At 60.5% G+C, this 10,176-nt stretch carries 13 protein-coding genes; 7 read left to right on the top strand and 6 right to left on the bottom strand.

Features of this window, described 5'->3' with window-relative positions; genetic code table 11:
* Nucleotides 1-33: 33 nt before the first annotated feature.
* Nucleotides 34-972, bottom strand: coding sequence for a DMT family transporter (locus tag AC07VV_RS06905; protein WP_495035762.1), 939 nt, complete (start codon nt 970-972; stop codon nt 34-36).
* A gap of 85 nt (nt 973-1,057) precedes the next feature.
* Between AC07VV_RS06905 and AC07VV_RS06900 the strand changes: the two genes are divergently transcribed.
* The 3 genes from AC07VV_RS06900 to AC07VV_RS06890 all read left to right on the top strand — a co-directional run bounded on the left by AC07VV_RS06900 (nt 1,058) and on the right by AC07VV_RS06890 (nt 4,704).
* Nucleotides 1,058-1,621: a helix-turn-helix domain-containing protein gene (locus tag AC07VV_RS06900; protein ID WP_096820141.1), complete on the top strand. Its 564-nt coding sequence runs from the start codon at nt 1,058-1,060 to the stop codon at nt 1,619-1,621.
* 216 nt (nt 1,622-1,837) lie between these two features.
* The gene (locus AC07VV_RS06895) at nt 1,838-3,241 is read left to right on the top strand and encodes an LLM class flavin-dependent oxidoreductase (protein ID WP_495035761.1); all 1,404 of its coding nucleotides are present in this window, start codon (nt 1,838-1,840) and stop codon (nt 3,239-3,241) included.
* Between the two features lie 59 nt (nt 3,242-3,300).
* On the top strand, nt 3,301-4,704 hold the full coding sequence (locus AC07VV_RS06890) for an FAD/NAD(P)-binding protein (protein WP_495035760.1): 1,404 nt from the start codon (nt 3,301-3,303) through the stop codon (nt 4,702-4,704).
* Here AC07VV_RS06890 and AC07VV_RS06885 read toward each other — a convergent pair.
* From AC07VV_RS06885 to ppnN, 3 genes are all read right to left on the bottom strand, one after another.
* A complete protein-coding gene (locus AC07VV_RS06885) occupies nt 4,698-4,919 on the bottom strand; it encodes a hypothetical protein (protein ID WP_096820138.1) in 222 nt (73 codons plus the stop codon). The genes AC07VV_RS06890 and AC07VV_RS06885 overlap by 7 nt on opposite strands.
* Before the next feature lie 107 nt (nt 4,920-5,026).
* Complete coding sequence (locus tag AC07VV_RS06880; RefSeq protein ID WP_495035759.1) at nt 5,027-5,761, bottom strand: substrate-binding periplasmic protein; 735 nt, start codon at nt 5,759-5,761, stop codon at nt 5,027-5,029.
* A gap of 164 nt (nt 5,762-5,925) precedes the next feature.
* A complete protein-coding gene (gene ppnN, locus AC07VV_RS06875) occupies nt 5,926-7,299 on the bottom strand; it encodes a nucleotide 5'-monophosphate nucleosidase PpnN (protein WP_064597381.1) in 1,374 nt (457 codons plus the stop codon).
* A 211-nt stretch (nt 7,300-7,510) separates the two neighbouring features.
* Here ppnN and AC07VV_RS06870 point away from each other — a divergent pair, with 211 nt between their 5' ends.
* The gene (locus tag AC07VV_RS06870) at nt 7,511-8,032 is read left to right on the top strand and encodes a DUF3087 domain-containing protein (RefSeq protein ID WP_495035758.1); all 522 of its coding nucleotides are present in this window, start codon (nt 7,511-7,513) and stop codon (nt 8,030-8,032) included.
* On the opposite strand, the gene AC07VV_RS06865 is transcribed toward AC07VV_RS06870, so the two are convergent.
* On the bottom strand, nt 8,029-8,415 hold the full coding sequence (locus tag AC07VV_RS06865; protein ID WP_096820132.1) for a DUF2784 domain-containing protein: 387 nt from the start codon (nt 8,413-8,415) through the stop codon (nt 8,029-8,031). The two genes, AC07VV_RS06870 and AC07VV_RS06865, sit on opposite strands and share 4 nt — an antisense overlap.
* Nucleotides 8,416-8,569: 154 nt before the next feature.
* Here AC07VV_RS06865 and AC07VV_RS06860 point away from each other — a divergent pair, with 154 nt between their 5' ends.
* From AC07VV_RS06860 to AC07VV_RS06850, 3 genes are all read left to right on the top strand, one after another.
* Entirely contained in the window at nt 8,570-9,268 is a 699-nt protein-coding gene (locus AC07VV_RS06860; RefSeq protein ID WP_045121617.1) for an AzlC family ABC transporter permease, read from the top strand.
* Entirely contained in the window at nt 9,268-9,579 is a 312-nt protein-coding gene (locus AC07VV_RS06855; RefSeq protein ID WP_164872179.1) for an AzlD domain-containing protein, read from the top strand. The genes AC07VV_RS06860 and AC07VV_RS06855 overlap by 1 nt, the downstream gene beginning before the upstream one ends.
* A gap of 64 nt (nt 9,580-9,643) precedes the next feature.
* Complete coding sequence (locus tag AC07VV_RS06850) at nt 9,644-9,790, top strand: hypothetical protein (protein WP_169430743.1); 147 nt, start codon at nt 9,644-9,646, stop codon at nt 9,788-9,790.
* Nucleotides 9,791-9,836: 46 nt separating this feature from the next.
* Here AC07VV_RS06850 and AC07VV_RS06845 read toward each other — a convergent pair whose 3' ends face one another.
* Entirely contained in the window at nt 9,837-10,109 is a 273-nt protein-coding gene (locus tag AC07VV_RS06845; RefSeq protein ID WP_085731946.1) for a hypothetical protein, read from the bottom strand.
* Nucleotides 10,110-10,176 lie beyond the last annotated feature (67 nt).

The following is a 10,176-nucleotide window of genomic DNA, read 5'->3' as shown; positions in this document are numbered from 1 at the left end:
ATCGCGCGAACCCACGCCGGAGCGTGGGTTCGATCAGTGCTCGGTTTCGCGGCTCAGCTCTTCTTCGAGGTCCGACGTGGCTTTGCCCTTGGTCTTCAACTCGCTGACGATTACCGCCGCCACAATCAACCCGGCCCCCACCAATGCAATCGCCGGCAGACGTTCACCGGCAATCCGACCGGCGATCCCGGCCCAGACCGGTTCACCCGCGTAGATCAAGGTCGCACGGGTCGGAGAAACGCTTTTCTGCGCCCAGTTCATCGCCACCTGAATCGCTGCGCTCATCGCGCCCAGCCCCAGAGCGGTGCTCAGTAGCAGCCACGAGAAATCCGGAAGCGCTTCACCGGTCGGTACCACCATCAAAAACGCCAGCGCCGAGGTCACCGCCAGTTGCACCACCGTTACCCGGCGCACATCGACCTGCCCGGCATAGTTACTGATCAGGATGATTTCGGCCGCTATTGCAATGGCGCTGATCAGTGTGGCGATTTCACCGGGACTGAAATTCAGCGAAGCGCCGGACGGCCCCGACAACAGCATCAACCCGGTAAACGCCAGCATGATCCCGATACTCGGCATCAAACCGGGACGGCGACCGAGCACCAGCCATTGCAGCAGCGGCACAAACGGCACGTACAACGCGGTGATGAACGCCGATTGACTGCTGGGGATGGTCTGCAAGCCAACGGTCTGCAAGCCATAGCCGAGCATGATCGCCACGCCGATGAAGGCGCCGGCCTTGAGTTCGAACAAGGTCAGCTCACGCAGGTGTTTCCAGGAAAACAGCGCGACGATGCTCGCCGCTGCGGCAAAGCGCAGACCAACGAAAAACATCGGCCCGCTGACGGTCATGGCGTGCTGCACCAGCAAAAAAGTGCCGCCCCAAAGCATGGTGATCAGCACCAGCACGCATTCGGCTTTGCTGAACCGGGAAAACCGCAGGGGAGTTTGGGGGGAGTTGGCTGACGTCATGACCTTGCGCACTTTTGAAGAGGCGACGCACAATGCGCCAAATGTTGCGCAGTATACTGCCCAACCCCAGCCAGTGAGCAATATAGTGCACAAAGATTCTGTACAACGGGCTTCAGTCCTGCAACACGTCAGCCAGAACGTCCGACGCCTGCGCCACGCCGCCGACATGAGCCAGACCGCGCTGGCGGAAAAGTCCGGGGTCAGCCGGCGCATGCTGGTAGCTATCGAGGCCGGCGAAAAGAATGTCAGCCTGACCACCCTCGACCGAGTGGCCGAAGCCCTCGAAGTGGCGTTCAGCGATCTGATCCAGGCCCCGGACAACCGCGATCCGGGCCGTATCAACGAACTCGCCTGGGCCGGCAGCATTCCCGGCAGCAAAGCCGTTTTGCTGTCCAAAGCCAACGCCACCCGCGCGGTGGAGCAGTGGGAATGGTGCCTGCAACCGGGTGAGGTCTATCCCTCGCAACCGGACGCCGAAGGTTGGAGCGAGCAGATTTTCGTCTTTGAAGGCTGCCTGACGCTGATGCTTGGCGATCAACCCCAGCACATCGCAGCCGGCGAGTTTTTCATGTTCGCCAGCAACCAGCCGCACACCTATCGCAACGATGGGGAAGTCGCGGCGCGGTTCGTGCGTAATGTGGTGATCTGACTGTTGCAGGGCCGACAGCTGATAAGCAGTTTGCTCTATTCTGCGTGCAGACTGCTTTAGGTTGTTATCTCAATCTATTGATAAATAACGAAAATATATTCAGGCATGACTCCTGCTAAGGGTTCTGGATCCTCATCCGGAAACCACGGAGTCGCCTCACATGATCGCCTCAAATCACACCTCCAAATGCCTCCTGAAAATCGGGAGTGCCGTCTGATGCCCCGTGAAATCCGTCTCAACGCCTTCGACATGAATTGCGTCGGCCATCAGTCACCGGGCCTGTGGGCTCACCCTCGGGATCGTTCCTGGCAGTACAAGGATCTGGAGTACTGGACCGATCTGGCGAAAATCCTCGAGCGCGGCAAGTTCGACGGCTTGTTCATCGCCGACGTGCTGGGCATCTACGACGTGTACAACGGCAACGGCGAGGCGGCCATCCGGCAGGCGGCGCAGGTGCCGGTCAACGATCCGTTGCAACTGATCCCGCCGATGGCACTGGTGACCGAGCACCTGGGTTTCGGTCTGACCGCTTCGTTGTCCTTCGAACATCCGTATCCATTCGCCCGACGCCTGTCGACCCTCGATCACCTGACTAAGGGCCGCGCCGGCTGGAACATCGTCACGTCTTATCTGGAGAGCGGTGCAAAGAACATCGGCCAGCAAGCCCAGACTGAACACGACGCGCGCTACGACTTCGCCGAGGAATACCTGGAGGTCTGCTACAAGCTCTGGGAAGGCAGTTGGGAAGAGGGCGCGATCCTGCGGGATCGCGAACGGCGGATTTTCAGTGACCCGAACAAGATCCACGAGATCCGCCACCACGGGAAACACTTCCAGGTGCCGGGCATTCACCTCTGCGAACCGTCGCCGCAGCGCACGCCGGTTCTCTATCAGGCGGGCGCTTCCAGCCGGGGCAAGCAGTTTGCCGCCGAGCATGCCGAGTGCGTTTTCGTCGCTGCGCCGTCGAAAGTGCTGCTCAAGAAAACCGTGGCCGACATTCGCCGCCGCGCCGCCGAGGCCGGGCGCGATCCGTCGAAGATCCTGATTTTCAACCTGCAAACCGTGATCCTCGGCGAGACCGACGCCAAGGCCAAAGCCAAGTTCGAAGAATACAAATCCTGGGTCAGTTACGAGGGCGCGATGGCGCTGATTTCCGGCTGGACGGGTATCGACTTTAGCCGCTTCAAACCGGACGAACCGCTCAAACACGTACACACCAACGCCATTCAATCAGCAGTCGAGGCGTTTTCCACGGCGGATCCGAACAAGGTCTGGACGCCGAACGAACTGGCCGACTGGGTCGGGATCGGCGGTTTCGGCCCGTTGTTCGTCGGCAGCCCGGAAACCGTCGCTGACCTGTTGCAGGAATGGGTCGACGAAACCGACGTCGATGGCTTCAACCTGGCCTACGCACTGACCCACGAAACCTTCATCGACGCCGTGGAGTTGCTGGTTCCGGAACTGCAGAAGCGCGGCGTCTACAAGACCGAATACGCGCCGGGGACGTTACGCGAGAAGCTGTTTGGCGAAGGGCCGAGGTTGCCGCAGATCCATCCGGGCAGCGGCTATCGAAACCTCGGCGAGCTGCATCGGCAGGAGAAAAAGGTTGCGTCTGTCTAGACTCGCTCGCGGCGTCTGCACGACACTGACTTGAGCAAACCCTCTGCTGCGAGAACGGCATGACTCAAACCGATAAGGCCGACATCCTGATTGTCGGCGGCGGCCTCAGCGGCACGATGCTGGCGGTGCAATTGCTGCGCCTGCCGGGGCGGCGACGGATTCTGGTGATCGAGCCTCGGGCCGAATTGGGCCGGGGTGAAGCGTACAGCGCGGTTGAACTGGGCCACACGCTCAATGGCAATGCCGCACGGATGAGCGTTGATCCGGACAATGCCGATGACCTGACCCAATGGCTGACCGATCACATTGCCGGTGGCGGTTGGCCCGAGTCGGATCAGCAACATGTGCCGGTCAGCGAACTGTTTCCGCCACGGGGACTGTTCGGTGTCTATGTGCAGCAGCGTCTGGCCGAAGCGCAGCAGGTGGGCGCGCAGCATGGTTCGACGGTTGAGCACGTGCGCGCAGAGGTGATTGATGTACAGGCTTCAGTTGATTCGGTGCAGTTCACCTTGAGCGACGGCCAGCGACTGCAAGGCGCTTTTGCAGTGCTCCCCACCGGCATGTTCCCCGCCGCCCGTACGCCGCAAAAGCAGTCCAGCGGCCTCAATGCCGCCGCGCTCGACCCGTGGGATGTGGGCGCCATGCGCCAGCTCGATCCGCAATCCACGGTGCTGATCATCGGCTCCGGCCTGACCATGGTCGATGCCGTGGTCTCGCTGGAGCAGGCCGGGCATCGCGGGCCGATCGAGGTGTTTTCCCGGCACGGGCTGCTGCCCCATGTGCGTCGACAGCCGCCGGCGTGGGTGGACTTTCTCGCCGAGGACCACAACCTCCGTACGCCCCGGCAGTTACTGCGCGAATTGCGCCGGCATTGCCAGGACGCAACCGCCCAAGGCATCGACTGGCAGGCACCGCTGGATACGGTGCGCGCGCATATCGGTCGACTGTGGAGCCAGGCAAGCGATGTGCAACGCCGGCAATTCGTGCGGCATGTGCGGCCGTGGTGGGAAAGCCATCACCATCGTTCGCCGCCGCTGAGTGCGGAGCTGGTCGAGCGTCTACGTAAAGAGGGGCGTCTGCGTATTCACGCCGCGTCCTATAAAGTTCTTGAGCCAGTGTCGGGCGGTGGTGTTGGCATTCGCATCCGTCGTCGGGGCGAAAATGAAACACGCGTAGTACAAGGCGCGGCGCTGATCAATTCCAGTGGTATCGAGTATGACTGGCGCCGGGTAGACCGGCCCTTGCCGCAGCAGTTGCTGGCCCGTGGGCTGGTGCAACCGGGGCCATTGGCGCTGGGGATTGCGGCGACGGTGGACGGCGCGGTGCTGGATGCGCAGGGAAAGGTGTCACAAAGACTGTTCGCGATGGGCCCGCCACTGAGGGGGATGTGGTGGGAAAGTACGGCAGTGACCGATGTCGCGTCGCAGGCCAAGGCCTTGGCGGCGCGGCTGGTGGCTCAATAGTCGTAACCGTACTCGGAGGCGTTCTGCGCAACGTAGAGCGTCTGTTCCAGGCTGCCCGTGGCTTCGCTGCCAAGGCCGACGGTATCGACGTTCAACGTGCCGGACTGACCGACACTGGTCATGGCAACGACGTGCCCGTTGCCGTGGGCGTTGGCAATCGCTGAAGTGGCGCCGATCAGCGCGACGATGAACCCGAGGGCAATGAAGTCTTTCATGGGGTGCACCAGAAAACGGGAAGAAGATGACCGCCACTTTATGGCCACGGGCGCCAGAAGAAAAAACACCTTTTCAGATAGTTGTTATCAAAGGCGTTGATGCGTGATCAGCGCGGCAGGGTATTGCTCAGCCAGCGCTGGCGCATTTTCTCCAGGCGACCGTCGGCGCGCAGCGTATCCAGCGCCTGTTGCCAGCGTGCGACCTGCTTCGGATCAGTCTGTCGCGAGAACGCGATGTAGGTGTCCTGTTTCATCAACGGCATCTGGTACTGCAAGCGACCTGGCTCCATGCCTTGCTCGCGGGCGAGGGATGCACTGGACAGCGTGTCCGAGACCACGAAGTCGGTTCGCCCGAGACTGAACAGACGCATCATTTGTTCCGGGGTTTCCACGCCGTAGAGGTTGGTCAGGTCCTGTTCCTGCAAATAGCTGTAGACCAGCCATTTGCGTGGCACGGTGATTCGGCCCAGGTGATCGGCCTCGCGCAGGCTGCGTACCGGTGGGTGAAAATTGTCGTGGGCATAGAGCGCGGTTTCGACTTCGATCAGCGGTCCGACCCATTGGTAGCGGTCGTCGCGTGCGTCGGTGCGCAGGACGGTAAATACCCCGGTGTCCGGGGTATCGCTGGCCATGCGCAGGGCGCGCAGCAGCGGTACTTGTTGCAAGTGAATGCGATCGCCGGTCTGCGCGGCCAGGGCCTGAACCACATCCACGCCGAAGCCCACCAGTTGGTCGCCTTGAAGGAAATGCAGTGGAGGATGGTTGTCGGTGAGCAGTTGCAGATCTGCCGCATTGGCCGTCAGGGCCAGAAGAGACAGCAGGCAGGCGGCAAAACGTTTCATGGATCGTCCCTGAAAAAACAATCGCCCAGCTTAGTACGCCCACATGACGGCTGTCGTGGGGAATCAGCGGGGCTTTTGTGTCAGAGAGCAGGGCGGATCGGTAGTGTCGATGAGCCATGAGGGAGCGAGCTCACTCCCTCATGGTTAAACTGCATCGATTGCGGTCAGGAAACCACGCGATAGCACGGCACATACGCCGCGCCGCCCGGCAGTTTCATCCGGTGTTGGGCGACGAAGGCTTTGAGCAGTAGATCGAGCGGCTGCATGATCGCGGCGTCGCCACGGATCTGATACGGCCCGTGTTCCTCGATCAGGCGAATGCCCTTGTCCTTGACGTTGCCGGCGACGATCCCGGAAAACGCGCGGCGCAGGTTGGCCGCCAGTTCGTGGGGCGGCTGGTCGCGGTGCAGCTTGAGGTTGGCCATGTTTTCGTGGGTCGGGTCGAACGGACGCTGGAAGCCTTCGTCGATCTTCAGCAGCCAGTTGAAGTGGAACGCGTCGTTGCGTTCGCGGCGGAACTGCTTCACGGCTTTGAGGCCAGCCGTCATCTGCCGCGCCACTTCGGCCGGGTCGTCGATGATGATTTCGTAGTGCTGTTTCGCTGCTTCGCCGAGGGTGGCGGTGACAAAAGCGTCGAGTTGCTCCAGGTACGGCGCGGCATGTTTCGGCCCGGTCAGGATCACCGGGAACGGCAGGCCGGCGTTGTCCGGGTGCATCAGGATGCCCAGCAGGTACAGGAACTCTTCGGCGGTGCCGGCGCCGCCCGGGAAGATGATGATGCCGTGGCCGACGCGGACGAAGGCTTCCAGGCGTTTTTCGATGTCCGGCAGGATCACCAGCTCATTGACGATCGGGTTCGGCGCTTCGGCGGCGATGATGCCCGGTTCGGTCAGGCCCAGATAGCGGCCGCCGTGGATGCGTTGTTTGGCATGGGCGATGGTTGCGCCTTTCATCGGGCCTTTCATCACGCCGGGGCCGCAACCGGTGCAGATGTCGAGACTGCGCAGGCCCAGTTCGTGGCCGACTTTCTTGGTGTATTTGTATTCTTCGGTGTTGATCGAGTGGCCGCCCCAGCACACGACGATCTTCGGCTCGACGCCCGGACGCAGGGTGCGCGCGTTGCGCAGCAGGTGGAAGACGTAGTCGCTGATGCCCTGCGAGGTGCTGAGGTCGATGCTCAGGGCATCGAGTTCGTTCTCGGTGTAGACGATGTCGCGCAGGGCGCTGAACAGCATTTCCCGGGTGCTGGCGATCATTTCGCCGTCGACGAAGGCATCGGCCGGGGCGTTCAGCAGTTCCAGGCGCACGCCGCGATCCTGCTGGTGGATGCGGATTTCGAAGTCCTTGTAGGCTTCCAGAATGGTTTTCGCGTTGTCGACATGGGCGCCAGTATTGAGGATTGCCAGGGCGCACTGGCGGAAGAGGGTGTAGGTGCTGCCGGTTCCGGCCTGGCTCAGTTGCTGAACTTCACGTTGGGAAAGGGTTTCCAGGCTGCCTTTTGGGCTGACCGAGGCATTGATTACGTGTCGTTGGGTCATGCAGTGATCCTTAAAACGATGTCATTGCCGGCCTGGCCAATGGCATCCGAATAGTGTGTATCCATGAATGAAGATGGCACGATCTGCGTGGTATCGCCATGTCCCCGTTGGACTTTGAAAAGATGAAAAGGAGCTCCAGCATAGCTAAATCCGCCTCAGAGGCGATAATGCGCCGGCCTCTTTTTATTTCAAGCCATGGAAGCCTGTCGCGATGTTCGAGATTCAACCGATCGATGCCATCACTTATCGCCAGCAGACCCGGCGCAGCACGTTGATCATCGCGGTGCTGTTCCTGGTGCTGGCAATGGCGTTTTCGACCGTGGCGGTGGCGCTGTTCGGCGAGCCGGGCGGGGATAACCTGCGGTTCAATGTCGGCGGGGTGTTCGGCGCATTTCTGCTGACGGCGGGGTTGTTGCGCGGGCGTTTCTGGAATCAGACCTGGATGGCCCCGGCGGTGTACGGCTGGCGGCTCAAGCGCAGTTTGATGAGCGTCACCAACGTCATGCATCAGGTGACGGCGGCGGTCGAGAAGGGGGATCCGACGGCGATGAAAGTACTGCGTTTCTATCACCTTGGCCTGACCCAGATGCACGAATTGGACGGCAACTCCAGCGATCATGCGCAATTGCATCGGGAAGTCGAGGCGCACAAGGCTCGGATGGAGGCGCTCGGTCTGGACACCGATCAGACGCGCCTCGATCCGGCCTGGCTGGAAACCTTGAAAACGCGTTAAAACGGAATGCGGGCGGCGCGACGCAGTTTCCACTGACGGATCAGACGCCCGTATACCAGCAGGTTGATCGCCAGCACCACGCTGCCCAGCGCCAACTGAATCTGCGGGGTCAGCCCCGCCGGGTAGATGATCGGCCAGACGTAATGCTCGATGAAGCCGCCGGCATACTCGGTTTGCCCGGCAGCGTGGCGCATCAGGTTTTCCCAGTAGGTCAGCGGGCAGGTCAGGTGCAACACCTCGACCATCACGCCCCAGGTTGCGGCCGGCAGATGCAGCCACGCCACTCGGTGCCACTTGAGCACCAATAGCCCGCCAAACAGCACGAACAGAATGAACGATAGGTGAAACAGCACCAGCCCGTCGGCGGCAATTCGATACAACATGTCGTCTCCCTGACGCAAATGTGAATGGCTGCAATGGTACGCCGGTCGGCGGCTCGCGGCTGGGAGATTTCTGACAACTGCGCAAGATTGTTCAAGCCAGCAAAGCGCCTTTGCTGGCAGAGTCCGGAGTCTTGTCTCACGGTTGAAGAGCGTTATGTCTGACTCATTAATGCCGCGCAGTGCCTTTCTTCGCGGAGCCGCGGCGATCATGCCGTTATCCCTGGCGACCGCGCCGTGGGGGCTGCTGGCCGGCTCCATGGCGATCGAAGCCAACCTCACGCCGCTGCAAGGGCAGGGCTTGTCGAGCATCGTGTTCGCTGGTGCTGCGCAACTGGTGGCGATCGGCATGCTCAAGGGCGGAGCCGGGATTTTCTCGATTCTGCTGACCACGCTGCTGCTGACGTCGCAGCATTTGCTTTACGGCATGAGCATGCGCCATGTGATTTCGCCGTTGCCGGGTCGCTGGCGCATCGGCCTGGGCTTTCTGCTCACCGACGAGCTGTTCGCCCTGACCAGTCAGCACGATCGCCAGCAGTTCAACCGCTGGTATGCCCTCGGCGTCGGCCTGACGTTCTATATTGCCTGGAACCTCTTCACCCTGGCCGGCATCGTGCTCGGCAGCAGCATTCCGGGGCTTGAGCATCTGGGGCTGGACTTCTCGATTGCCGCGACCTTCATCGCCCTGATCACCCCGGTGGTGCGCAACGTGCCGACCGTGGTTTGCGTGGCTGTGTCGCTGTTCTGCTCGGTGCTGTTCAGTTATTGGCAGTGGGGGTCGGCGCTGGTGCTGTCGGGGCTGGCGGGAATGACCGCAGGGTTTATCTGCAACAAGCTGTATCGGGAGCGCACATGATGGTCTGGGCAGTGATTTTCGGCATGGGGATTCTGGTGTTCCTCAACCGCTACGTATTTCTCGAACCGCGCTTGCCGGTGCGTTTGAGCAGTAACGCACGGCAATTTCTGGGTTTCGCCGTACCGGGGATGTTGACCGCGATTTGCGGACCAATCGTGTTCATGCCGGATAAACAGCTGAATTTGCAGTGGGACAATCCCTATTTGCTGAGTTCTTTAGTCGCCATCGGACTAGTGATCTACACGCGTAATACGTTGCTTAGCATGCTATTGAGTATGGCGTTCTTCTTTCTGTTGCGCTGGTGGTTGTAAGTTGCCTGTCTGAATCTGTTCTACGCTGTAAGGATGACTGACGACTTATGGCAGCGAGGTGAACATGGCAACCGAGCAGAAACGTCCCGAAGAAGATGAAGAACCGAGCGAAGAAGAGATCGAGCGGGAGAAACACAAGGAGCAGACCTGGAAACATGACGACAGCCGCGAGTTGTCTGATCGCGACCAGGAACGCCCGCTCAAACCTTAAGCGCTACCACGAAAAAGCCCCGCGATTGCGGGGCTTTTTCGTTTCATCAAAGATCGTCCAGCTGTGTGAAATCGGGGTGTGAAGCCCGATAACCCAAGGTCTTGTCGATCCAGGCATTCAGCTCGTTGACCATCACCGGCGGGTGGCAGGGATAGTTTTGGAGAGTGGCGCGCAGGATGCGGTCGATCTCGGGTACGTCACGCAGGTTTCGAGTCTTTATGTAGTGGGCGATAAAACAGTCGAGTTGAAAGCGTTCTGTCATGGACAGATAAATACACTCCAGGCCGTTGGCCTGTTTGATTGCAAAATCGTCGCGCAACTTAGTTCTCTGCAAGGCTTGTAAGTTTGTAGGGTATTCCCGGTTTGTTGACTCTTTGGTCAACTGG

The organism is Pseudomonas sp. GW821-FHT02C04 (genome assembly GCF_059421845.1).
Note: the sequence above shows the minus strand (reverse complement) of the source record. Positions and strands in the feature narration are given on the sequence as shown.

Bases quoted from the DNA above. Each gene is read 5' to 3' on its own strand.
- AC07VV_RS06850 (WP_169430743.1), top strand. From the start codon at position 9,644: ATGGCAACCGAGCAGAAACGTCCCGAAGAAGATGAAGAACCGAGCGAA.
- ppnN (WP_064597381.1), bottom strand. From the start codon at position 7,299: ATGACCCAACGACACGTAATCAATGCCTCGGTCAGCCCAAAAGGCAGC.
- AC07VV_RS06860 (WP_045121617.1), top strand. From the start codon at position 8,570: ATGTCTGACTCATTAATGCCGCGCAGTGCCTTTCTTCGCGGAGCCGCG.
- AC07VV_RS06905 (WP_495035762.1), bottom strand. From the start codon at position 972: ATGACGTCAGCCAACTCCCCCCAAACTCCCCTGCGGTTTTCCCGGTTC.
- AC07VV_RS06895 (WP_495035761.1), top strand. From the start codon at position 1,838: ATGCCCCGTGAAATCCGTCTCAACGCCTTCGACATGAATTGCGTCGGC.
- AC07VV_RS06865 (WP_096820132.1), bottom strand. From the start codon at position 8,415: ATGTTGTATCGAATTGCCGCCGACGGGCTGGTGCTGTTTCACCTATCG.
- AC07VV_RS06855 (WP_164872179.1), top strand. From the start codon at position 9,268: ATGGTCTGGGCAGTGATTTTCGGCATGGGGATTCTGGTGTTCCTCAAC.
- AC07VV_RS06880 (WP_495035759.1), bottom strand. From the start codon at position 5,761: ATGAAACGTTTTGCCGCCTGCCTGCTGTCTCTTCTGGCCCTGACGGCC.
- AC07VV_RS06870 (WP_495035758.1), top strand. From the start codon at position 7,511: ATGTTCGAGATTCAACCGATCGATGCCATCACTTATCGCCAGCAGACC.
- AC07VV_RS06890 (WP_495035760.1), top strand. From the start codon at position 3,301: ATGACTCAAACCGATAAGGCCGACATCCTGATTGTCGGCGGCGGCCTC.
- AC07VV_RS06885 (WP_096820138.1), bottom strand. From the start codon at position 4,919: ATGAAAGACTTCATTGCCCTCGGGTTCATCGTCGCGCTGATCGGCGCC.